Here is a 23,333-nt window from a genome sequence, read left to right as displayed (position 1 = left end):
AACCGCTGAGTATGCTGGTCGCAGCGGTCGGGGTGGTTTATGGCGATATCGGCACAAGCCCGTTGTACACCCTCAAAGAAGTGTTTTCCGGTGGCTATGGGGTGCCGGTCAATCATGATGGTGTATTTGGAATTCTGGCGCTTATTTTCTGGTCGCTGATCTGGGTGGTCTCGATCAAGTACGTGCTGTTCATTCTGCGGGCTGACAACCAGGGCGAAGGCGGGATTATGGCTCTGACCGCGCTGGCTCGGAGCTCGGCGGCATCCTATCCGCGATTGCGGGTCGTGCTGGTGATTCTCGGTTTGATCGGCGCCTCGCTGTTCTACGGCGACAGCATGATCACTCCGGCGATTTCTGTGTTATCGGCGGTGGAAGGCCTGGAATTGGCGTTCGATGGGCTTGAGCGCTGGGTCGTGCCGCTGTCACTGATCGTGCTGGTTGCATTGTTCCTGATCCAGAAACACGGCACGGATCGTATCGGCAAGCTGTTTGGTCCAGTAATGGTTTTGTGGTTCCTGGTGCTTGGGGGGTTAGGTGTTCATGGCATCGCCCAGCATCCTGAAGTACTCAGTGCGCTGAATCCGGCGTGGGGCGTGCGCTTCTTCATTGTCCACCCAGGTATGGGCGTGGCGATTCTGGGGGCGGTGGTACTGGCCTTGACCGGCGCCGAAGCCCTTTATGCGGACATGGGTCACTTCGGCCGCAAACCGATCGCGCGTGCCTGGTTCGCTCTGGTGCTGCCGGCGCTGGTCCTGAACTACTTTGGTCAGGGCGCATTGCTGCTGGAAAGTCCGGAAGCGGCGCGTAACCCGTTCTACCTGCTGGCGCCGAGCTGGGCGTTGATTCCGTTGGTGGTCCTTTCGACCTTGGCCACGGTGATCGCTTCCCAGGCGGTTATTTCCGGCGCGTTCTCCCTGACCCTTCAGGCTATCCAGCTGGGTTATATACCGCGCATGCACATCCAGCACACCTCCAGTGCTGAAAAAGGCCAGATCTATATCGGTGCTGTGAACTGGGCGCTGATGGTCGGGGTGATCCTGTTGGTGCTCGGCTTCGAGTCTTCCAATGCGCTGGCTTCGGCCTACGGCGTGGCGGTGACCGGGACCATGTTGATCACCAGTATCCTGGTCGCAGCGGTGATGCTGTTGCTGTGGAAATGGCCACCGATTCTGACGGTACCGATCCTGATCGGCTTCCTGCTGGTGGACGGGCTGTTCTTCGCCGCCAACGTGCCGAAAATCGTTCAGGGCGGTGCCTTTCCGGTGTTGGCGGGGATTGTGCTGTTCATCCTGATGACCACCTGGAAGCGCGGTAAGGAATTGCTGGTGGATCGTCTGGATGAAGGCGGACTGCCACTGCCGATTTTTATCAGCAGTATCAGTGTGCAGCCGCCACATAGGGTCCAGGGCACGGCGGTATTCCTCACTGCGCGACCAGATGCTGTGCCTCATGCCTTATTGCACAACCTGCTGCATAACCAGGTGCTGCACGAGCAAGTGGTACTGCTGACGGTGATCTACGAGGATATCCCGCGAGTTCCGGCGCAGCGCCGTTTTGAAGTGGAGTCCTATGGGGAAGGGTTCTTCCGGGTGATCCTGCACTTCGGCTTTACCGATGAACCGGATGTGCCGCAAGCACTGAAGCTCTGCCATCTCGATGAGTTGGACTTCAGCCCGATGCGCACCACCTACTTCCTCAGTCGCGAAACAGTCATCGCCTCCAAGCTGGAGGGCATGGCGCGCTGGCGTGAGGCGCTGTTCGCCTTCATGCTGAAGAATGCCAACGGCAACCTGCGGTTCTTCAAGCTGCCGGTCAACCGGGTGATCGAATTGGGTACTCAGGTAGAGATGTAAGCACCATGAAAAAGCCCCCGTTGCCATGCGGCAGCGGGGGCTTTTTTTGGGCGACGATCAGATCACTCTTCAGCGACCTTAGTCTTGCCCTGGCGCTTCTCTATCGCGTCGACCAAGCGTTGAGCCAGGGCCGGGTAGTTCTCGTCGAAGTGGTGGCCACCAGGCAGCTTCATGGCCTCACCGACCGCGGTCTTCTCGGTGCAACCGCTTTCGTCGACTTCTTCTGCGCCATAGATGCACACCACTTTGTCTGCTGGCAGCTTGGCCATTTCCGGGCCGGTGGCGGCTTCTTTGCCGGCGTTGCCTAGCCAGCCTTCGACCTGGATTTCGAAGCTGCCGGTGCGGGCGAAGGCCAGCAGGATAATGGCGTCGACCCGTTGTTGTTCGGCTTCTGGCAGGCGATTGTAGATGGCCGGCAATACATCGGCGCCAAAGGAGTAGCCGGTCAGCACGAAGCGTTTGGTGCCCCATTTCTGCCGGTAGTGCTGCATCAGTTCGGCGAGGTCAGTGGCGCTTTGTTCCGGGCTTTTGTGCTGCCAGTAGTAGCGCAAGGTATCGATGCCGACTACCGGGTAGCCGATCTTGGCCATTTCTCCGGCCACATCGCGGTCCAGGTCGCGCCAGCCGCCGTCACCCGACAGGAACAGGGTCACTGTGTCTTTGGCCTGGCCGGCGGGTACTTCAACCACAGGGATGTTCAGGCCGCCATTGCCCTTGTCTGAACCGACGAGGATTTTGCGCAGCTCATTATTCAGGACTTGCGGCAAGTTGATGTCGTAGTCGCTGATGCTGGTTTCGGCGTTGGGTTGATCCCGAACGAAGCCTGCACTGGTGTCGTCGGGGTTGTCGTTCCAGGCCACCAACCAGTGACCGTGAGCAGCGGTTTTGGGCAGCAGATGGGTACAGCCGGGTTTTTCCAGTGCCAGATCCACAGAGATAGCCTGGGCCTTGTCATTGGTTTGCTCGGCTAACCAACGCCAGGCCAGAACTGCTCCGGGGCCGATACCGCTGACCAGGGTGGCTGGACCGTTGAGTTGTTTCAGGGCCGATTGCAATGCACGGCTCTGCAGCATGCAATCCTTGGGCAGGATCACTTGAACGATCTGCGCAGCACCGCCACGGCTCAGGGTCAGCAGTTGTTTGTCGTTGAGCTTTTGCTCATCGGTAACGGCCACCACCACTTGGGCGTGCGGCGTGGCGCCGGGAATGACCCGAGTGGTTGTCGAGCCGTCGGCCTGTGCCAGGTGTTCAAGTGTCGGTTCTGGCGCTGGGCGGTTCCAGAACCAATAGCCGCCACCGAGGATCAGAGCAAGCACCACCAGAGTGGCCAGTAAATACCGCCAGGAGCGTTGAATCATCAGCGTTTCACCAATCCAGTCAAGCCGCCCGCAATCAGGGCGGCGGTATCGGCCAGTGCCACCAGCGGATCGAGTCCGGCGGGCACGGCCATGTAACGGGGTTCCCAGTCAGGCTGGAACTTGTCTTTGAAACGGCGCAACCCCTGGAAATTGTAGAGTTGCTCGCCACGGCGAAACACCATCGAGCCGAGGCGCTGGGTCAATGGTGCGCCGCGACGGGGTTGTAGACCCGACAACGGCACCATGCCCAGGCTGAAACGTGCATATCCATGATTTTTATAATGCTGAATCAGACCGACCATCATGAACTCCATGGTCAGCTTGGGTGCTTCAGGATGGGCGCGCATCAGGTCGAGGCTGGCCAGTTCATGGCCATAGGTCTCGAGCAGGTTGGCAAACGCCACCGGACGCCCTTCAAAACGGATGATCGCAACGCGAAAGTGCTTGAGGTAGTCCTCGTCGAAACGGCCAAGGGAGAAGCCTTTCTCGCGCACATTCTTGCCGGTCAGCCAGGCATCGGAGATGACTCTCAGTTCATCCATCGGCGCTTGGCCCGGCTCGTGGACCTCCAGCGACAGGCCGTCCCGAGTGCCACGGTTCCAGGTGTAACGCAGGTCTTTCATCTCTTTGCCTTTGGCCTCGAGATCAAAGCGCTGCAGATCGACCCGGGCTTCTTCACCGAGTTTGATCGCGGTCAAGCCGATGTCCATGTAGTACGGCAGGTTTTCGGCGCGTACCTGGTAGAACACCGGGCGAGCGTGATGGATATCGCAGAGGTCGCGGAATTGCCAGATCATCTCGGCCCGTTGCTGGGTCGGGCCGATCGGGTCATAGAGTGCAACCAGGCTGCGTCCACGGCGGGCGTACATCAGGAACGCATCGTCGTTGGGATGAAACAGCAGCGCCTTGTCACCGGTCAGGGCCAGGCCACCGTCCGGTTGGGCCGAGGCCATGAGAATCTTTATCGCCCTGTCCAGCTCATCGTTGGTCGGCAGGTGGATCACCGGGCGCGCGGTGCGTAGCAACCAGGTCAGCGACACCACCACCAGCAGCACCGCGGCACCGAGTAACGAGCGCAAGCCTCGTGGAGCATCAGCGTCGAGGGTGAACTGCCACCAGAGTTGATGGCTGTAGGGCACGTCCTGATAAGCGAACAGCAGCAGCCAGATCGAAGCGCCCAGCACGCAAACACTGGATACCAGATACAGCGGCGAGAACGGCACTTCGGTCAGCCGGCTCGGGCGATAGAACGAACGACGGAATACCGCCAACAGGGTGGCAGTCAGGGTCATCAGGCTGGCTTCTTCCCAGTCGAACCCTTTGAGCAAAGAGAGCAGGGCGCCCACCAGAAGCAAAATGGTGGTAAGCATCCAGGCTGCCGAGAGTCGGCGACGCAAGCCTTGAGCGAGCAACAGGCAGAGCACACCGATCAGGCTGGCACCGAAGTGCGAGGCGTCGACCAGACGGTGGGGGATCAGAAAACCGATGTGTTCCAGCCGGGTATCGATTTCCGGTGTGGCGCCGGAAAACAGCAGCACCACGCCGGACAGGAACACCAGTACTGCGAGGATCGGCGCAGCAAGGCCCGAGGCTACCCGTAGCGATTGACGAGACTGAAACAGCCGTTGCCCTTCGCTGATCAGCAGCAGCAGGCAAGCCACCAGCAACGGCATAACCACGTAGATCAGGCGATACAGCAGCAAGGCCGCCGCCAATGGTGCGGCACCGAGTTTGTCGGCGAAGGCCGCCAACAGAATCGCTTCGAATACCCCGACGCCGCCGGGCACATGACTGAGCACGCCGGCGGCCAGAGCCAGCAGGTAAACCAGCATGAAAGCACCGAACGGAGGTGCTTCAGGCAGTAATAGGTAGAGCACGGTGGCGGCAGCGGCCACGTCCAGCGCGGTAATCACAAGTTGCAGGAAGGTCAGGCGGCGGCCTGGCAGGCGCAAGGTGCGGCGTCCGACTTTGACCAGCAAGTTGTCCGGGAACGGTTGTTCTGGCAGGCGGCGGCGGTAGATGCCAATTGCCAACACTGCGGCGAGGAGCAGAACGGCGCTGGCAATTGCCCCCAGCAGGGGCTCGGACAGGTGCAGGGCGGCAGAGGCGGCTGGCAGGTTGCTGAGGGTTGCCAGGGCTGCGAGCGGCGGTAGGGCGCAGCCCAGCGACAGGCTGGCAAACAGCGTCATGCGCGCGACCTCAGACGCCCCCAGGCCGAAGCGTGCATACAAACGGTAACGTACCGAACCGCCGGACAGCAGCGAAAGGCCAATGGCATTGCCGATGGCGAACGCGGTGAATCCCCCTAGAGCCAATGTGCGCGGTGGCAACTTCACGCCGGCATAACGGCTGGCTGACCACTCGTAGCCCAGCAGAATGATGAAACCAACGATGGTGGCTGCGACTGCACCGAGTAAGGCCGGCTTTGGCACTTCCAGGATTGAGTCGTGCAGAGCGTACAGATCGAGTTCGCTCAACAGGTGGCGACAGGCAACCAGCGCGATAGCGAACAGCAGCAGAGTGACGCCCAAGCCGATGGGTTGACGGTATTTGCTCAACAGGTCCAGCCAGCGCAGGCGAGTGGCTGTAATCGGTTGGTTCGCTGTGACGGTGTCTTGTGAATCAGACGAGTTGGCGCGCATCAATCACCTCTTGGATTGTGCGCGACAGGATGGGGGTATCCAGCCAAGTTACCAATCCCTATGGGAAAAATAATTTCAAATATTAACGCGTCTCATCGTAACTCGACGACTACGCGCAATCAGTAATAGAGGGTGTTGCTTGCAACTCAGCATAGCCTGCACTGAGAAGGCGCCGATTGACGGTGGACAGTTCGGCGCACATTGCCAGATCATTGTTGCGAAAGGAATTTTCGGCAGATACAAAAAAGGCCACTCTTTCGAGTAGCCTTCTTTGGTGTTTGGTTGCGGGAGCCGGATTTGAACCGACGACCTTCGGGTTATGAGCCCGACGAGCTACCAGACTGCTCCATCCCGCGTCTGTGTGTCGGCATCCTACAGGCGAACGCCAGAGTGTCAACCATTAACGCTCTATTGGGTCAAATAAGCACAAATAGTGGGCTCGCGGAGGGTTGCGCGAGTTAACTATCAGAAGCATAAAGGATTTTCCCTTTGTGCTGCTTCGACAGTTGATGTGGCAGGTGCTATCAGGGGGAGTGGCTGTAAAAATCGACACGCACAAAAAAGGCCACTCTTTCGAGTAGCCTTTTTTGATGTTTGGTTGCGGGAGCCGGATTTGAACCGACGACCTTCGGGTTATGAGCCCGACGAGCTACCAGACTGCTCCATCCCGCGTCTGTGTGTCGGCATTCTACAGAGGATCGCTGGGCTGTCAACTTGTAATTTAAAAAACCTCTTCTTGTTCAATCGCTTAGCTTGACAGGAGGAGAGGCGGATTGCCCTTGAAGGCAGGCTACACAAGGCTCTCGGCTCTATTGAGGTGTCTGTTCTGATTGAAAAAATAAATTCATCGAGGGTTTTTCCTACGTATGCAGGCGAAGATTCAAAGTACTGGTGCTATATACAGGTGTCGGTGAGATACTGCCTATCGGATCTGCTGTTACCTCTTTTGTCCTTAACGAACACTGCCTTTATATGACGCAGCGCAAAATCATCCACGTCGACTGTGATTGTTTCTATGCCGCTATTGAGATGCGTGACGACCCGCGTCTGGCCAGTAAGCCTCTGGCTGTCGGTGGTTCGGCGCAGCAGCGTGGGGTCATTGCTACCTGTAACTATGAGGCGCGGGCCTATGGGGTGCGCTCGGCCATGTCTTCCCGGCATGCCCTGAAACTCTGCCCGGACCTGGTGATCGTCAAGCCGCGCATGGATGCCTATAAAGAAGCGTCGAAAGAGATTCAGACGATTTTTCGTGATTACACTGACCTGATCGAGCCGTTATCGCTGGATGAGGCTTATCTCGATGTTTCCGATAGCCCGCATTTTGCCGGCAGCGCCACGCGCATCGCGCAAGATATCCGTCGGCGTGTCTCGAATCAGTTGCACATCACGGTCTCGGCCGGTGTGGCGCCAAACAAGTTTCTGGCCAAGATCGCCAGTGACTGGAAAAAGCCCAACGGCTTGTTCGTGATTACTCCAGACCAGGTCGAGGATTTTGTTTCTGCACTACCGGTCAGCAAGCTGCACGGGGTGGGGAAGGTCACAGCGGATAAGCTGGGAAGGCTCGGTATCGTCAATTGCCTGGAGCTGCGGGACTGGAGCAAGTTGGCGCTGGTGCGCGAATTCGGCAGTTTTGGCGAGCGCCTCTGGGGGCTGGCCCGTGGGATCGATGATCGGCTGGTGCAAAACGATAGCCGGCGTCAGTCCGTCAGTGTCGAAAATACCTACGATGTGGACTTGCCCGATCTGGCTAGCTGCCTGGAGAAATTACCGGAGTTGCTGGAAACCCTGACCGGCCGTATGGCGAGGATCGACAGCAGTTATCGGCCAGGCAAGCCTTTCGTCAAAGTGAAGTTCCATGACTTTACCCAGACAACGCTGGAGCAGGCAGGAGCAGGGCGGGATCTGGAGGGGTATCAGCAATTACTGACCCAGGCTTTCAAACGGGGCGGCAAGCCGGTGCGGCTGCTGGGGATTGGCGTGCGTTTGCAGGACCTGCGCGGCGGACATGAGCAGTTGGAGTTGTTTGGCCGTTAGGCCTTTGTAGCAGCTGGCGAAGCCTGCGTTCGGCCGCTGCTACAGGGGGCGCTTCACCGTCAGTCAGACCCCGGGATCTGCCACCAGTCGCCCGGCATCCTTGGTCAGCGACTTGAGGAATTCACGCTGCAACTCGGGATCGTTGCGGGTCAATTCGATCAGGCTCTGTTCCAGCTCGCTGGCTTCTTCCTCCAGACCCAGCTCCGACAGACGTTTTACCCGATGCACCCATTGGCTGACTTCGTCATCTTCGAGGTCGTCGTAGATCAGCCCGTGAGCTTCCAGCATCTTGCCACGCAAGGTGCTGCTGATCGCCAGGGATGAGTCGGTATGCACGTCATCCTGAGCATCTTCGACGCTGATCTGCAGCTTGTTGATGTGGTTCAGGTCCGTTTCGGAAAACGGACTGTCCAGCAGGTTCAAGCGCAGAACACCGTTGCGATCGGTGCTCAGTTCAAAGGTTTGCTTGCCTGCCTTGACCTCAACCGGACGCTCGCTCCACGGCAGGCTCGAATATTCCAGACGTTTGTCGCGCTGGGTTTCTTCGATTCCAGCCAGGTTTTGCTGGGCGCGACCATGGGACTGCACGTTCATGAACGGGTTGAGCCCGGCAACACCGTAGCTGATCCAGTCCTTGGTCACGCTGTCCGGCAAGTTACCCAAGGCGAACACATTGACAATGTTCGCGGCGACGCCTGCGATCACCGCCACCGCGCCCAGCGGGATCTCGTAGACCTCCCGCCAGGGTTGGTAAGGCGTATAGCGATCATAGTTACGGGTGACTTCGAACTCAGTGACTTCAAAAGTCTTCTGCTCGTGGATTCGCACTCGGCGTTGCGGCAGCTCAAGCACCTTAGGCTCGCCGACATCGATCTGAAGGCTGTGATCGAGCAATTTGCGCTCGATACGTTCCTCGTGCTCGCTGCGTTGTGACATCTGATTGGCACAGCCACTGAGCAGCAGGGTGCCGCACAGGGCGGCACCACCGAGGCTTAAGGTGTTTCGCTTGAACATGACTTCTCTTGATCTGGTTTCAGCGACGGATACGGGCTTGGAGGAAGGACAGCACGTCAGCGACCGGCAGCGCTTGCGCCTCGGACTCGGTGCGGCTCTTGTATTCCAGGTTGCCTTCGGCGAGGCCGCGGTCACTGACCACGATCCGGTGTGGAATGCCGATCAGCTCCATGTCCGCGAACTTGATGCCCGGGCTGGTTTTCTTGTCACGGTCGTCCAGCAGCACTTCGAAACCGGCGGCCGTCAGTTCGGCATACAGCTTGTCGGTGGCTTCGCGAACCAGTTCGGTTTCGTAGCGCAGCGGTACCAGAGCGATCTGGAACGGCGCCAGGCTGTCGCCCCAGATGATCCCGCGTTCGTCGTTGTTCTGCTCGATAGCAGCGGCAACCACGCGTGAAACGCCAATGCCGTAGCAACCCATGGCCAGGGTGACAGGCTTGCCGTTTTCGCCGAGGACCTGGCACTTCATCGCTTCGCTGTACTTGGTGCCCAGCTGGAAGATGTGCCCGACTTCGATGCCGCGTTTGATTTCCAGGGTGCCTTTGCCGTCCGGGCTTGGATCGCCGCTGACGACATTGCGCAGGTCGGCGACGGTTGGAACCGGCAGATCGCGCTCCCAGTTGACGCCGAAGTAGTGCTTGTCATCAATGTTGGCGCCGATGCCGAAATCGCTCATTAGCTCGACCGAACGGTCGATGATGATCGGCAATGGCAGGTTCAACGGGCCGAGGGAGCCGGCGCCGGCGCCAATGGCGTCACGCAGTTCTGCTTCGGAGGCCATGACCAGCGGGCTGGCAACGCCTGGCTGGTTGGCAGCCTTGATTTCGTTCAGGTCGTGGTCACCGCGAATGATCAGCGCGATCAGCTTGCCTTTCTCTTCCGCGTGAACCACAAGGGTCTTGATGGTCTTTTCAATCGGCAGATTGAAGCCTTCGACCAGTTGCGCGATGGTTTTGGCGTTTGGCGTATCGACCAGGCGCAGCTCTTCACCTGGCGCAGGGCGCGAGGTTTCCCGAGGAACGGCCTCGGCCTTCTCGATGTTCGCCGCGTAGTCGGAGCCGTTGCTGAAGACGATATCGTCTTCACCGGACTCGGCCAGTACGTGAAACTCGTGGGAGCCGGCACCGCCGATCGAGCCGTTGTCGGCTTCAACCGGGCGGAACTTCAGGCCCAGACGGGTGAATACGTTGCAGTACGCCTGGTGCATGCGGTCGTAGGTGACCTGCAGCGATGGCTGGTCGGCGTGGAACGAGTAGGCATCCTTCATGATGAATTCGCGACCGCGCATCAAACCGAAGCGTGGACGGATTTCGTCACGGAATTTGGTCTGGATCTGGTACAGGTTGATCGGCAGCTGTTTGTAGCTGCTCAACTCGTTGCGCATCAGATCGGTGATCACTTCTTCATGGGTCGGGCCGGCGCAGAAGTCGCGGCCATGGCGATCCTTGAAGCGCAGCAGTTCAGGGCCGTACTCTTCCCAGCGACCGGATTCCTGCCAGAGCTCAGCCGGTTGGGTGCTGGGCATCAACACTTCCAGGGCGCCGGCGGCGTTCATTTCTTCGCGAACGATGGCTTCAACCTTACGCATTACCCGCAGGCCCATAGGCAGCCAGGTGTACAGGCCCGAGGCCAGTTTGCGGATCATGCCAGCGCGCAACATCAGCTGATGGCTGATCACAACCGCGTCGGAAGGCGTTTCTTTCTGTGTGGCGAGCAAATATTGACTGGTGCGCATGGTTGGCCGTTGTCGGTTGCTAATGACTTGAAATGATGGAGCATTGTACGGGCGAGATCTGTTTGCGTACAGGATTGCAGCCGGGCGAACCGGGGAGCCGGGCGAATGCCGGCCGCCCCGGGGTTTCCTAAAGTTCTTCGCGGACTTTGTTGGCTTCGCTGACTTCCTTGATCTCGTTGACTTCGCTGGCTGCGGCGGCGTTCACGCGGGCGCGGCGGTTTTCCTGAAACCAGTGCAGGGCGATCAATAGCAAGGTCGGAATGCCGAGTAGGGCGGTGATCAGGAAAAAGTCGTGATAGCCGAATTTCTCCACCATTACCCCGGAATAACCGCCGATCAGACGTGGCAGCAGGAGCATGATCGAGCTGAGAAGGGCGTATTGAGTGGCGGAGAATTTCAGGTTGGTCAGGCTCGACAGGTAAGCGACAAATGCAGAGGTAGCCAGGCCTGAGCTGAAGTTGTCCAGCGAGATGGTGACAATCAGCATCTTCAGATTGGGCCCCATGTCGGCGAGCATCAGGAACAGCAGGTTGGTAGCTGCCGAGGCTGCGCCACCGATGAGCAGGATCGGCAGGATCCCGAAGCGCACGATCAGCAAACCACCCATTCCGGCGCCGACCAGGGTCATGATCAGGCCGAAAACTTTGCTGACTCCGGCGATCTGATCTTTGGTGAATCCCAGATCGATGTAGAACACGTTGGCCATCACGCCCATGACCGTGTCGGACATCCGATAGGTGGCGATCAGTCCCAGTAGCAGGAACGCCTGCCAGCGGTAGCGCAGGATAAAATCGTTGACAGGTGTCAGTACCGGCGCCAAGCCGCGGCGACCCATGCTCGAGAGGCACAGGGCAGTCAGAGTGGTATAGAGGATGGCTCGCAGGAAGGCGCGGTCCTCCAAAAGCAGGTCCAGCAGGCTGACACCATTGAACAGCACGCTGGCGAAGTCAGTGTTGTAGAGTTGGGTGCACATCGCCGGTACCGAAACCAGCAGCACGATCAACACGAATACCGACACCAATTGATGCACAAAGCTGTAGCGGCCGGCTGACAGCTGGGTGCGTAGCGGCACCGGTGGTTCGCGCATAAATATGGTGGTGAGCAGTGCCGGGATCATCAGCGCACCGAACAGAATGTAGGTGCCGGCCCACGCCGAATGTTTGTAGTTGAAGCCGGTGGAGCCGAAGCCTTCGGCAAAGAACAGCGCGCCGGCAGTTGCCAGCAGTGCCGCGACCCGATAACCGGACATGTAAGCGGCGGCCAATGCGGCCTGACGGCTGTCTTCGGCAATTTCCAGGCGATAGGCATCAATCGCGATGTCTTGGGTGGCTGAGGCGAAGGCGACGACCACCGCAATGGCGATCAGCCAGGACAGATGTTTTTGCGGATCGCAGAAACCCATACCGATCAATCCGAGGATGACCAATGATTGAGCAAGGACTAGCCAGGAGCGACGACGCCCGAGTTTGCTGAGCAGTGGCAGGCGCCATTGATCGAGCAGCGGTGACCATACCCATTTAAAGGCATAGGCCAAACCGATCAGGCTTGCGTAGCCGATGGTTTCGCGGGCCACACCGGCTTCGCGCAACCAGACCGAAAGCGTCGAAAACACCAGCATGTAAGGCAGGCCGGCGGCGAAACCAAGCAGCAATAGCACGAGAGTCGAGGGGCTAGCATAGGCGGCGAGTGCGTCGCGCCAGGTTTTACGGGGCATGGGCTGGAGTCTGCCTCAGATTACGGAAACAAAGCGCGCACTCTAACCGCTGTGCTCTATCGGGCGCCAGCCATGGCGCTGAATATCAACACGATTGTTCAGGATACTGATGCCTTCCATGCGTAAACGTGCGCGCTGCTCGTCACCCGAAGCGCTACCTGCTGGCAGGCTGAGGCGCCCACCGGCGCCGAGAACGCGATGCCAGGGTAGCTTGGTGTCGCCGGGCAATTGGCTGAGTGTACGGCCGACCCAGCGTGCTGCACGGCCCAGCCCTGCCAGTTCGGCCAACTGGCCATAACTCACCACTTTGCCCGCGGGTACTTGGGCAAGTGTCAGGTAGAGTGCCGTGCGTCGGATTTGCGCCGGGCTTTCGGTTTCAGCGGGTGAATCAGTCACGTTCAGGGTTCCTGAATGAGTTTGTATTGCCGTCTATAGGGTAAGTCCTGAATTACTGAATGAGATATGAACTCAATACAAATAGTCGGGTCAGTCCTTGTTCAGGCTTTCTCTATAGGGATAATGCCGCCTTTTTTTCGCAAATTTGAGCCTTGTGTTTGCTTATGTTGTCTAGATCGCTGCTATGCCTTGCTGTTGTCAGTGCCTCCACTCCCTTGTTCGCCGATACCGTCTGGTTGAAGAACGGTGATCGTCTGAGCGGCAAAATCAGGGTCTTCGATGGTGGCAAACTCTTGATCCAGACCGAATACGCTGGCGCTATTCCAATTGACTGGAAGCAGGTCAAAACACTGGAAAGCGATCAGGAATTGCTGGTCAAGCAGGATGCCTACACGGGCGAGAAGGCCAAATCCCTGCATGCGGCAGAGGATGGAAAAGTGACCTTGGCCAACGGCGATGCGCCGAAGACCGTTGAACTGGCCAGTATTCAGCAAATCCTCAAGCCCAAGCCGGTGGTTGAAGATCTGGTGTGGAAGGGGAGCGTGGATGCGGCGCTGGATTATCGGCGCGCCGAAACAGACACCGACCAATACGACGTAAATTTCAAGACAAGTGCGCGTCACGGCAGATGGCGGCATACAGCTGAAGGCGAATACAACCGCGAATTCCAGAACAATGTGGTAACCACTGATAACTGGAGCGCCGAATATGCGCTCGACCGGTTCATTACCGATAAGTGGTTCTGGGAGGGGCGTCTGAGCTACAAGCGCGACAAAGTCGAAGACCTGTCTCGCCAGCGTACCGTCGGTACCGGTCCGGGTTATCAATTCTGGGATGATGAGCTGGGGGCGTTTTCCCTCGGTTCACTGCTGAACCGTACCGACTACGAGTATTCGGACGGCGGGACGGATAACTTCTATTCCCTGGCGATGAAGTGGAACTACAACCGTTACCTGATTGGCAAGAAGGTCGAGTTCTTCACTAACGGCGAGGTGGGCAAGCCGCTGGGTGGAGTGGCCGATTACTCCCTCGACGCCGAGATGGGCTTGCGCTACAGGGTCACTGAGTGGGCCTCGCTTAATCTCAAGGCAGAGAAGGACATCATCAGCGGTACCCATGACATCAATGGTGGCAATGACGCCGATCTGAGCAAGACTCGCTACACCGCCGGCTTTGGCGTTACCTGGTAACTGAGGCGCTATCGTTCTGAAGCGGGGTTGAGGGATTCAACCTGTTTCGGAGCGTTGTTCAGAACAAAACAAACGGGCACAAAAAAGCCCCGCTTTTGAGGGCGGGGCTTTTGCTGTATCAGTACAAGTTAGATAACTTGAACTTCTTCAGCTTGCATGCCTTTCTGGCCGCGGGTAGCGACGAAAGAGACCTGTTGGCCTTCTTTCAGGCTTTTGAAGCCGTCAGATTGGATAGCTTTGAAGTGAACGAACAGGTCGTCACCGGATTGTGGAGTGATGAAGCCGAAGCCTTTTTCATCGTTGAACCACTTAACGGTACCAGTTTGGCGATTAGACATGGTGTATCTCCTTGGACAAAGTTAACTGCGACTCAGGAAAAGCCCTGGCCGAGACTGAGTGCAAAGAGCAGGAAAAATTCTTGGAGATGGTTGGATCGAAATTCAACATATCGTGTAGAGATTCTCAGTGACACAAGCAGCACAGTGGCGCCACCTTAACCCTTTTTCCGGAACGTGCCAATGGTCTTTGCGAAGGTTTCTTTATTTTCGTGACTGACGGTGCAACACATCAGGCTCCGGGCCTAACTATTGCGGGGATCGGCGAGAAAAGCGCCCCAGACTTTGAACCCGGCGGCGCGCCCCGGTAAGATGCCGGACAGAATTTTTCCACCTCGCTATTCAGGACACCCGCCATGAGCATCAAATCGGACAAGTGGATTCGCCGCATGGCGCAAGAGCACGGCATGATCGAGCCGTTTGTAGAGCGTCAGGTGCGCGGCGAAGGCGCTGACCGGGTGATTTCCTTCGGCGTATCGAGCTATGGCTACGACGTGCGTTGCGCGGATGAATTCAAGGTGTTCACCAATATCAACTCGGCGACCGTCGATCCGAAAAACTTCGATGAGAAGAGTTTCGTCGACGTCAAAAGCGACGTGTGCATCATCCCGCCGAACTCCTTCGCCTTGGCCCGGACCGTGGAATTTTTCCGTATTCCGCGCAACGTACTGACCATCTGCCTGGGTAAAAGCACTTATGCCCGTTGCGGCATCATCGTCAACGTCACCCCGCTTGAGCCTGAGTGGGAAGGCCATGTGACCCTGGAGTTTTCCAACACGACAACGCTGCCGGCGAAGATCTACGCCAATGAGGGTGTGGCACAGATGCTCTTCTTTGAATCCGACGAAGAGTGTGAAGTCTCTTATAAAGACCGTGGCGGCAAGTACCAGGGCCAGCTCGGCGTCACCCTGCCGCGTACCTGATTCAGGCATCTGACAAACAGTTGGAATTCTTGAGCGAGCAGGTACTCTATTGAGAGTACCTGCTCCGATTCGCGCAATGTGAGTCGGGCCATCGCTCAGGAGCGCCCTATGAAACTCGATCCGCGAATAAGTGCTGAACTGGCGAGGCTTGAGCCCAATCAGGTCGGCATGCTTGCCTGGTCACTGCTGGCGCATCCGTCGGTCAACATGGCGGGCGGGATTCCGGGTCAACCCGATCCGGATACCCCGAACGAACAGCCTACCGAACCCGGTGAGCCAACCCTGCCGGATGAACCGCCTCCCGCACCTGTCGTCTGATGCCAGTCCGTTAAGCAGTTCCTGGCTCCGCACATTCCCTTCGTAGCAGCTGCCGAAGGCAGACTTCGCCAGCTGCTACGGGACGCGTAAAAGCGTGATCGGGAAGGGGTTATTTCAGGTTGCCACTGAGAAACTGCTTCAACCGCTCGCTCTTCGGATTGCCAAGCACGTCATTCGGCGCGCCTTCTTCCTCTACCAGCCCTTGGTGAAGAAACAGCACCTGGGTGGACACCTTGCGAGCGAAGCTCATTTCGTGGGTGACCATGATCATGGTCCGGCCTTCTTCGGCTAGGCCCTGGATGACCTTGAGCACTTCGCCCACCAGTTCCGGGTCGAGGGCTGAGGTCGGTTCGTCGAACAGCATGACTTCCGGTTCCATCGCCAATGCCCGGGCGATGGCTACGCGCTGCTGCTGACCACCAGAGAGGAACGCCGGGTATTGATCAGCGACGCGGGCAGCCAGGCCGACCTTGTCCAAATAACGGCGGGCGCGGTCTTCGGCGTCTTTTTTGCTGACACCCAGCACCCGGCGCGGGGCCATGGTGATGTTTTCCAGCACTGTCATGTGGCTCCACAGGTTGAAGTGTTGGAATACCATCGCCAGGCGCGTGCGGATCCGTTGCAGTTCGGCTTCATCGGCCACGTGTATGCCATGCCGGTCCTTGACCATACGGATCGGCTGGTCGTCCAGGCTCATGGTGCATTCATTGGGTTGTTCGAGAAAGTTGATGCAGCGCAAAAAGGTACTTTTTCCCGAACCACTGGCGCCAATCAGGCTGATCACGTCACCGGTCTTGGCCTTGAGCGAAACGCCTTTGAGCACTTCATTGTCGCCGTAGCATTTATGCAGGCCTTCAACGGTCAGTTTGTACATGGGGGCATGCATCCTTAAGGCGAAAGTAGGTAGCCGCTGCGATAGGCTTCTAAGCCTGCGACATGAGCGATCACCATGCCGGCGGTGGCCATGCGCCGCAACGAGCGGGCGTAAAGCAGCCCGGCGTTATTGCAATGAATGGGCGTGACGCGGTCATTGATCGGGTCGATGACCTCGGCGACCAATTGCCCCGCCTCAAGGTATTCACCCGGTAGCGCGACAAATACCAGCAGGCCGCCGACGGGCGTTGCGACCGGCTCGACGCCTGCCAACGGGGTGGCCGGGTAGGGCAGCTCTGGCAGGGGGGCTGGTTCGCCAGCAATGGCGCCAAAATGTGTCAGATAGTCGATCAGTGCCTGGCAATCCAGGCTTGCCAGCCCGTGATTGACGTCGCCCTGACCGCGCAGCTCGACGGTGACCGAAAAACTGCCCAGCGGAATCTCGAAATGCTCACCGAAGCGCTCTCGCAACTGCCACCAGAGCAGGGTGAAGCATTCATCGAAGGACTGCCCGCCCGAGTCGGTGGCGAGCAGGCTGGCCTCGGCGCCGATATAGCGCGCCAAAGGTTCGACCTGCGGCCAGGCTTCAGGTGTGGTGTACAGGTGCGTGACGGCTTCGAAATCGCAATGCAGGTCCAGCACCATGTCCGCATCGCAGGCCAGTCGTTGCAGGGTCAGGCGTTGGGATTGCAGTTGAGTGCTGGCGGTTTGCCCGGCCAATGCCTTGCGCAGGCTGGTGCGAACCAGCATGAGGTTATGGTGAGGGTCATCGCTGAGCTGGCCTTCGATCTCATTACCGACTTCTTCACTCAGGTCGACGAACCAGCGGTTGAAGTTTTGCCCGCTTTCCAGCTCATAGCGGCCCAATGGCACGTCCATCAGCACTTGTTCCAGGCCCACCGGGTTGGCCACCGGCACCAGCACGACCTCACTGCGCAGGCGGCCTTGAGCTTCCAGCTCGGCCAGACGCAGCTTGAGGTGCCAGGCCACCAGCATGCCGGGCAGTTCGTCCGCGTGCAGGGACGACTGGATGTAGATCTTGCCTTCGGCCTGCTGCGGGCCGAAGTGGAAACTGTGAATCTGTCGTGTAGTGCCCGGCAGCGGGGCGAGCAAGTCGTGAATCTGGTGGCGCATACGCTCTTGTTTCCTGAAGCAAAAGTCCTAGTGGGTCGGCCCGAGGAACGCCAGCCATCGGCGTTCGGCAAGGCGGAACAAGCCGACCAGCGCAAAGGTGACGGTCAGGTAAATCAGCGCGGCAATGCCGAACGATTGAAAGGTCAAAAAGGTCGCTGAGTTGGCGTCCCGCGCAACTTTCAAGACATCCGGGATGGTCGCGGTAAAAGCCACGGTGGTCGAATGCAGCATCAGAATCACTTCGTTGCTGTAGTACGGCAACGAGCGACGCAGGGCCGAGGGCATGATCACGTAGGCATACAGTTTCCAGCCGGTCAGGCCATAGGCTTTTGCGGCTTCGACTTCACCGTGGGCCATGCTGCGAATCGCCCCGGCAAAAATCTCCGTGGTATACGCACAGGTGTTCAGGGCGAAGGCGAGGATGGTGCAGTTCATCGCATCGCGAAAGAACGCATCGAGCACCGGCTGCGCACGGATCGCGGCGAGACTGTAGATCCCGGTGTAGCAGATCAGCAGCTGGATATAGAGCGGCGTACCGCGGAACAGGTAGGTGTAGAACTCTACCGGCAAGCGTATGTAAAACCTGGGTGAAACCCGGGCGATGGACAGCGGAATCGACACCAGAAAACCGATGAAGATCGAGGCACTGAGCAGCCACATGGTCATGGCCAGGCCAGTGATGTGGTAGCCGTCGCTATAAAGGAAGGGCCTCCAGTAATCCTGCAGAAGTTCGATCATCGCACTGCCTCCCGGGCACCCGCCGCGTAACGCCGTTCAAGCCAGCGCAGGACGAAGTTCGACGCGCTGGTAATCAGCAGGTAAATCAGTGCTGCAACCACCAGGAAATAGAACAGTTGATAGGTGCTTTTGCCGGCATCCTGAGCGGCCTTGACTAGATCGGCGAGGCCGATGATCGACACCAGCGCGGTGGCCTTGAGCATCACCATCCAGTTATTGCCGATACCCGGCAGGGCAAAGCGCATCATCTGCGGGAACACCACGAAGCGAAAGCGTTGGCCGCGTTTGAGGCCATAAGCGGTGGCGGCTTCGACCTGGCCTCGAGGTACTGCGAGGATCGCGCCGCGGAAGGTTTCGGTGAAGTACGCGCCGTAAATAAAGCCCAGGGTAATGACCCCGGCACTGAACGGGTTGATCTCGATGTACTCCCATTCCATGAAGTCGGTAAACGTGGTCAACCAGGTTTGCAGACTGTAGAAAATCAGCAGCATCAGCACCAGATCCGGCACCCCACGAATCAGCGTGGTGTAGAGCTGCGCCGGAACACGCAACAGCTTGACGCTTGAAAGCTTGGCACTGGCGCCGATCAGGCCGAGCAGAACGCTCACCAGCAGCGACAGTATCGATAATTTGATGGTCATCCAGGTGCCTTGCATCAGCAGGGGGCCGAAACCCTTCAAGCTGAAGGCGGAAAGCCCCAGTGTCTGCAACAGTTCTTCGAACATGGATCAAACCTTTGGACAGTCAAAAAAGCGCCCACCTTTTCGGGGTGGGCGCTGGGCATTATTTGCCGCTGTACAGATTCAGATCGCCAAAGTGTTTTTTCTGAATGGTGGCGTAGGTGCCATCGTCGTGTAACGCTTTGATACCTTTATCCAAAAGGGCTTTGAGGTCTTTGTTACCTTTCGAGATACCGACGGCAGTTTTGGCTGGCAGCAAAGGATCGTTGACTGGCTTGCTGACTTCGTAAGCAGCACCTTGTGGCGACTTCAGGAAACCCAGCTCGGCTTGCAACATGTCCTGAATCGAGGCGTCGAGACGGCCGGAGGTCAAGTCAGCATAAACCTGGTCCTGGTTGGCATAGGCCTGGGTGGTGACCCCCGCCTTGTCCAATACGGCTTTGGCATAGGCTTCCTGAATGGTGCCTTGCTCGTAACCGACTTTTTTGCCTTTGAGCGAGGCCACGTCAGAGATGCCGGAGCCTTTCTTGTAGACCAGCGCGGTAGGGCCGGAGAACAGCTCGCTGGAGAAGTCGATGACTTTCTCACGGGCTTCAGTAACGGTCATCGAGGAGATAACACCGTCGAATTTATTGGCTTTGAGGCCAGGAATCATGCCGTCGAAATCGCTTTCGACCCATTTGCACTTGACCTTCAGCTCGGCGCAGATCGCATTGCCCAGGTCGATATCGAAGCCCACCAGACTGCCGTCAGCCGCTTTGGACTCGAACGGTGCGTAGGAAGGGTCAACACCAAAACGCAGCTCTTTATATTCCTTGGCCAGCGCAGAGCCTGCAGCCATGCACAACGCCAGTGCAGAAAGGGTCAGCAATGCTTTTTTCATTATTCAATCCCTAAAAACCAATATGAGCGCTTGTGGCGCAGAATTATTGTTACTGGAAAGCGTAAGACCTATTAAAAGTAGCAATTTCCGAACCATAGTGCCGAACAAGTGTTTTAAAAGGTGGTTTTCGTAAAGAGATGTTGCTGTGGCGTGCCCGAAAACGGGCACTAAAAAAATATCGCACCAAGACAGGGTCTTGATCATCCCCACGCTCTGCATGGGAATGATCACCGGTGCCTACTTGCCAGGCACCAACGTCAACCGCGTCGTGCCGTAGACCTTGTCGAAGTTCTGCGGCTGCATCGGGAAGCTCATGTATTGGCCCTTGAGCCACGGATCGATGCTGTCAATGTAGTGCGGGCTGGCCGGATTTCCAGATTGGCCGGTGCTGTTGAGGCCCATCATCGGTTCCGCCTGGCCGAAGTCGACGATAAAGCGCATGGCCGGGATCAGCGTGGTATTGAAATCCTGCCCCCAAGGGTACGCAGCGGTGTTCAGTGTGGTGTGATCACCACCGGCAGGCATTGGACCGCGCACGGTTTGGCCGTTGGCGTTTTTCCACTCGTAGCGGTGCAGTTTGCCCCACTGCCAGGCTTTGTGATCGGCGCCCATCTGGCTGTCACCGGCACTCATCGCCGCCGCGAGGCTGCGGGCGAGAATTGTCGGTTTGTCTTCCTTCTGCGGGGTCCGGGTGTCGTCCCAGAATGGGCTGTCCTCACGGCCGAGCAGATGGTCGGCCTGAGCTGAGTAGGACAAATTGCCGTTGGCGACGAATGCTTTCCAGGCAGGACTGGATTCCGGACCCAGTTCGTCGAGGAAGATCTGCTTGGTGCTTTCTTGCAAGAACAGCTCGTAGATCGCTGCGTCAGCCGAGGTCGGGCTGAGCTTGCCGTCGAACGCCATCAAGCGACTGTAAGCCTCGCGAGCCTTGCTACGCTCGGCTTCGGGCAGGGCGTCGATGGCCTGCTTGAGCGGCTGGGCCATGCCCGGTGCCTCGAACATTTTCTTCAGCTTGGCGGCGAAGGTGGTGGTTTGGTCGTACTGCATGGCGATCATGCTGCGAGTGTCGTGCTTGCCGACACCGGCCAGTTCGGCGATGCGCTCGCCGCGCTCCGGGTAATACCAGGAGTTGGACAACTGCATGCCATAGCCATGGGGAATGACCCGTTGGTTGGCGGTGCCGAGCCAGCCTTGGGCCGGATCCTGGTCATAGGGATGCAGCATCGGGTCGGCGTAACCGTCCCAGTCGTAGCGACCTTCCCAGCCCGGCGACGGCAGCAAACCTTCACCTTCGCGACGGTTCGGGAAGCGGCCAGTAACTTGCCAGCCGATGTTGCTCGCATCGGCGAACACCATATTCAGCGCAATGGCGCGAATTTCACGGCTGGCGTCGGAAGCCTTCTCGACGTTCTGCGCACGGGACAGGTCGAAGAACGCATCCAGGCTCTTGTCGTTTTTGAGCTCTGGCATCTGCAATGCCAGGCCATAACCACTACTTAGTGTCGAGCCTAGTGCGCTGTTGAGCAGCGGACCGTGGCGGGTTTCGTACACGACTTCGCGAATCGCCCGCTGACCTTTGACGAAGTAGGTTTCGTTACGAACGATAGCCGGTTGCCACTTGCCACCGACTTCGTAGTAGAGCGCATTGCCCTGGCGTTTGAGTTTTTCGAGGAAAAGGTCCTGATTGTCGCCCATGACCATGGTCATGCTCCACGCGACCTTGCCGTTGAAACCAGCGACGATGGTCGGGATCCCGGCGACTGACACGCCAGCGGCCTGGTACTTCGGCGCGCGTAGCTGCACGTAATTCCACAGCGACGGCACGGCCATTGGCAGATGGCTGTCGCTGGCGAGCAGGCTTTTGCCACTGCGGCTGCGTTGTGGCGCAATGGCCCAGTTGTTCGAAGTCGCGACGCTCAGCAGGTTCAGCTCGGAGAGTTGAGCGGTGACTTTGGTGATGTCGGCCAGACCGGGGATTTGTCCGTTGAGATTCAGACCATTGAGCTTTTCGGCTTCGGCGAAGGGCAGCGGTTCATCCGGATAGGACGGAGTCAACCAGGCGAGCTTCTCGGCACCGACTTTCTGCGCCAGTACCAAGGAGGAGATTTCTTCCTGCAGGTTCGCCGATTGGCTGAAACTCAGCAGGCAAAAGATCAGTGCCGAATCTTCCGGTTTCCAGTATTCGGGCTTGTAGCCAGAGGCGGCCAGGTCTGGTGGCAGCTTGTCGCGGTAGCGGAACAGGTAGGCGTTGACACCGCGCGCATAGACTTCGAAAAAGCGCTTGAGGCGTGGGGAAGCGGCGTTATAAAGCTCGCTGGCGCTTTTTTTCAGATTGACCGCCCGCATGAAACGGTCGGCTTCCAGTACGTCAGGGCCGGACATCTCGGCCAGACGGCCTTGGGCCAGCAGGCGCATGGTGACCATCTGGGTGATGCGATCACTGGCGTGCACGTAACCCAGGGTGAACAGGGCGTCGTGGAAACTATTGCTCTCGATCAGCGGCATACCCATGGCATTGCGCCGTACCGATACGTTTTGCGCAAGCCCTTTGAGCGGCTGCACGCCGGAAGTGGGTGGCAGGGTGTCTTGAGTGTTCCAGGTCTGACAACCGGTCAGGCTGAGAACACCGGTCACTGCAGCGGCAACGCCGAACCGGGGAAGAAAATGTGTAAAGGCTGGCGAGGCCATGGCAAAGCTCCTGCGGAGGGTAGTGCTGATAAAGGCGCTACGTTAGTGAGCAGGAGGATGCCGCGCAAGAAGGGGGCGGATCTTATTTCAAGATTTGTCTGATAAACCAGCATCGCTCATGGAGTTTTGATCGTTCCCACGCGGGCGCGTGGGAACGATACTGGTCCTCAGGATTTAGGCGGGTTGATCCGTGCGGCAACGGCATACGCGCGCACGGTCGCAGAGCGGTCCTGGATGTGGTTGAACCAGCGTTGTACGTTGGGGAAGTCTTCCAGGTTCTGGCTTTGCCACTTGTGCGAGACGATCCACGGGTAAATCGCCATGTCGGCAATGCTGTACTCGGCCCCGGCTATGAAGTCGTGGTCGGCCAGTTGTTTGTCCAGGACGCCATACAGTCGAGTGGTTTCGTCGATGTAGCGTTTGATCGCGTAAGGGATTTTTTCCGGGGCGAATTGGCTGAAGTGATGATTCTGCCCGGCCATCGGTCCCAACCCACCCATTTGCCAGAACAGCCATTGCAGGGTTTGCTGCCGACCGCGCAGGTCCTTGGGCAGGAACTTCCCGGTTTTTTCCGCCAGGTACAACAGAATCGCTCCGGACTCGAACAGCGCCAGCGGCTCGCTGCCGTCAGCCGGTTTCTGGTCGACGATGGCCGGGATCTTGTTGTTCGGGGAGATCTTCAGGAATTCGGGTTTGAACTGATCGTTCTGGCTGATATTCACTGCATGTACGTTGTATGGCAGGCCGGCTTCTTCCAGGAACAGGGATATTTTGTGGCCGTTGGGGGTGGTCCAGTAATACAGGTCGATCATGGAGTTCTCCAGG

General features: G+C 58.1%; 19 protein-coding genes and 2 tRNA genes. 5 read left to right on the top strand and 16 right to left on the bottom strand.

What is annotated here, in order from left to right; genetic code table 11:
• Positions 1-11: 11 nt before the first annotated feature.
• Positions 12-1,853, top strand: a complete 1,842-nt coding sequence (locus ACN1C3_RS12670; protein ID WP_419116333.1) for a potassium transporter Kup — start codon at positions 12-14, stop codon at positions 1,851-1,853.
• 62 nt (positions 1,854-1,915) lie between these two features.
• Here ACN1C3_RS12670 and ACN1C3_RS12665 read toward each other — a convergent pair whose 3' ends face one another.
• The 4 genes from ACN1C3_RS12665 to ACN1C3_RS12650 form a co-directional block, all read right to left on the bottom strand.
• Positions 1,916-3,211, bottom strand: coding sequence for a virulence factor family protein (locus tag ACN1C3_RS12665; protein WP_419116156.1), 1,296 nt, complete (start codon positions 3,209-3,211; stop codon positions 1,916-1,918).
• Complete coding sequence (gene mprF / locus ACN1C3_RS12660) at positions 3,211-5,853, bottom strand: bifunctional lysylphosphatidylglycerol flippase/synthetase MprF (RefSeq protein WP_419116155.1); 2,643 nt, start codon at positions 5,851-5,853, stop codon at positions 3,211-3,213. The genes ACN1C3_RS12665 and mprF overlap by 1 nt, the downstream gene beginning before the upstream one ends.
• 279 nt (positions 5,854-6,132) lie before the next feature.
• Positions 6,133-6,209: transfer RNA gene (locus tag ACN1C3_RS12655), tRNA-Met, on the bottom strand.
• 239 nt (positions 6,210-6,448) lie between these two features.
• Positions 6,449-6,525 (bottom strand) — tRNA-Met (locus ACN1C3_RS12650).
• 300 nt (positions 6,526-6,825) lie between these two features.
• On the opposite strand from ACN1C3_RS12650, the gene dinB reads away from it, so the two are divergent.
• A complete protein-coding gene (gene dinB, locus ACN1C3_RS12645) occupies positions 6,826-7,887 on the top strand; it encodes a DNA polymerase IV (RefSeq protein WP_419116154.1) in 1,062 nt (353 codons plus the stop codon).
• Positions 7,888-7,950: 63 nt separating this feature from the next.
• On the opposite strand, the gene ACN1C3_RS12640 is transcribed toward dinB, so the two are convergent.
• The 4 genes from ACN1C3_RS12640 to ACN1C3_RS12625 all read right to left on the bottom strand — a co-directional run bounded on the left by ACN1C3_RS12640 (position 7,951) and on the right by ACN1C3_RS12625 (position 12,746).
• On the bottom strand, positions 7,951-8,901 hold the full coding sequence (locus tag ACN1C3_RS12640; RefSeq protein ID WP_419116153.1) for a hypothetical protein: 951 nt from the start codon (positions 8,899-8,901) through the stop codon (positions 7,951-7,953).
• Positions 8,902-8,920: 19 nt separating this feature from the next.
• Positions 8,921-10,636: a proline--tRNA ligase gene (locus ACN1C3_RS12635; RefSeq protein WP_419116152.1), complete on the bottom strand. Its 1,716-nt coding sequence runs from the start codon at positions 10,634-10,636 to the stop codon at positions 8,921-8,923.
• A 127-nt stretch (positions 10,637-10,763) separates the two neighbouring features.
• Positions 10,764-12,350, bottom strand: coding sequence for an AmpG family muropeptide MFS transporter (locus ACN1C3_RS12630; RefSeq protein ID WP_419116151.1), 1,587 nt, complete (start codon positions 12,348-12,350; stop codon positions 10,764-10,766).
• 42 nt (positions 12,351-12,392) lie between these two features.
• On the bottom strand, positions 12,393-12,746 hold the full coding sequence (locus tag ACN1C3_RS12625; protein ID WP_419116150.1) for an MGMT family protein: 354 nt from the start codon (positions 12,744-12,746) through the stop codon (positions 12,393-12,395).
• A gap of 164 nt (positions 12,747-12,910) precedes the next feature.
• Between ACN1C3_RS12625 and ACN1C3_RS12620 the strand changes: the two genes are divergently transcribed.
• Positions 12,911-13,936, top strand: coding sequence for a DUF481 domain-containing protein (locus ACN1C3_RS12620; RefSeq protein ID WP_419116149.1), 1,026 nt, complete (start codon positions 12,911-12,913; stop codon positions 13,934-13,936).
• A 128-nt stretch (positions 13,937-14,064) separates the two neighbouring features.
• On the opposite strand, the gene ACN1C3_RS12615 is transcribed toward ACN1C3_RS12620, so the two are convergent.
• On the bottom strand, positions 14,065-14,274 hold the full coding sequence (locus ACN1C3_RS12615) for a cold-shock protein (RefSeq protein ID WP_014336857.1): 210 nt from the start codon (positions 14,272-14,274) through the stop codon (positions 14,065-14,067).
• A gap of 353 nt (positions 14,275-14,627) precedes the next feature.
• On the opposite strand from ACN1C3_RS12615, the gene dcd reads away from it, so the two are divergent.
• Positions 14,628-15,194, top strand: coding sequence for a dCTP deaminase (gene dcd, locus ACN1C3_RS12610; protein WP_419116148.1), 567 nt, complete (start codon positions 14,628-14,630; stop codon positions 15,192-15,194).
• Positions 15,195-15,302: 108 nt separating this feature from the next.
• Complete coding sequence (locus tag ACN1C3_RS12605) at positions 15,303-15,512, top strand: hypothetical protein (RefSeq protein WP_419116147.1); 210 nt, start codon at positions 15,303-15,305, stop codon at positions 15,510-15,512.
• Positions 15,513-15,621: 109 nt separating this feature from the next.
• Here the strand turns inward: ACN1C3_RS12605 and ACN1C3_RS12600 are convergent, their stop codons facing one another.
• From ACN1C3_RS12600 to ACN1C3_RS12570, 7 genes are all read right to left on the bottom strand, one after another.
• Entirely contained in the window at positions 15,622-16,386 is a 765-nt protein-coding gene (locus ACN1C3_RS12600) for an ABC transporter ATP-binding protein (RefSeq protein WP_419116146.1), read from the bottom strand.
• A 14-nt stretch (positions 16,387-16,400) separates the two neighbouring features.
• Positions 16,401-17,519, bottom strand: coding sequence for a succinylglutamate desuccinylase/aspartoacylase family protein (locus ACN1C3_RS12595; RefSeq protein ID WP_419116145.1), 1,119 nt, complete (start codon positions 17,517-17,519; stop codon positions 16,401-16,403).
• 27 nt (positions 17,520-17,546) lie between these two features.
• Positions 17,547-18,257: an ABC transporter permease gene (locus ACN1C3_RS12590; RefSeq protein ID WP_419116144.1), complete on the bottom strand. Its 711-nt coding sequence runs from the start codon at positions 18,255-18,257 to the stop codon at positions 17,547-17,549.
• The gene (locus ACN1C3_RS12585) at positions 18,254-18,982 is read right to left on the bottom strand and encodes an ABC transporter permease (RefSeq protein ID WP_419116143.1); all 729 of its coding nucleotides are present in this window, start codon (positions 18,980-18,982) and stop codon (positions 18,254-18,256) included. Before ACN1C3_RS12585 ends, ACN1C3_RS12590 begins: the two co-directional genes overlap by 4 nt.
• Before the next feature lie 58 nt (positions 18,983-19,040).
• The gene (locus ACN1C3_RS12580) at positions 19,041-19,820 is read right to left on the bottom strand and encodes a transporter substrate-binding domain-containing protein (protein WP_419116142.1); all 780 of its coding nucleotides are present in this window, start codon (positions 19,818-19,820) and stop codon (positions 19,041-19,043) included.
• 237 nt (positions 19,821-20,057) lie between these two features.
• Positions 20,058-22,508: a penicillin acylase family protein gene (locus tag ACN1C3_RS12575; RefSeq protein WP_419116141.1), complete on the bottom strand. Its 2,451-nt coding sequence runs from the start codon at positions 22,506-22,508 to the stop codon at positions 20,058-20,060.
• Between the two features lie 167 nt (positions 22,509-22,675).
• Complete coding sequence (locus ACN1C3_RS12570; protein WP_419116332.1) at positions 22,676-23,320, bottom strand: glutathione S-transferase N-terminal domain-containing protein; 645 nt, start codon at positions 23,318-23,320, stop codon at positions 22,676-22,678.
• Between the last annotated feature and the right edge of the window lie 13 nt (positions 23,321-23,333).

The organism is Pseudomonas sp. H11T01 (assembly GCF_048515765.1).
Taxonomy (GTDB): Bacteria; Pseudomonadota; Gammaproteobacteria; order Pseudomonadales; family Pseudomonadaceae; genus Aquipseudomonas.
Note: the sequence above shows the minus strand (reverse complement) of the source record. Positions and strands in the feature narration are given on the sequence as shown.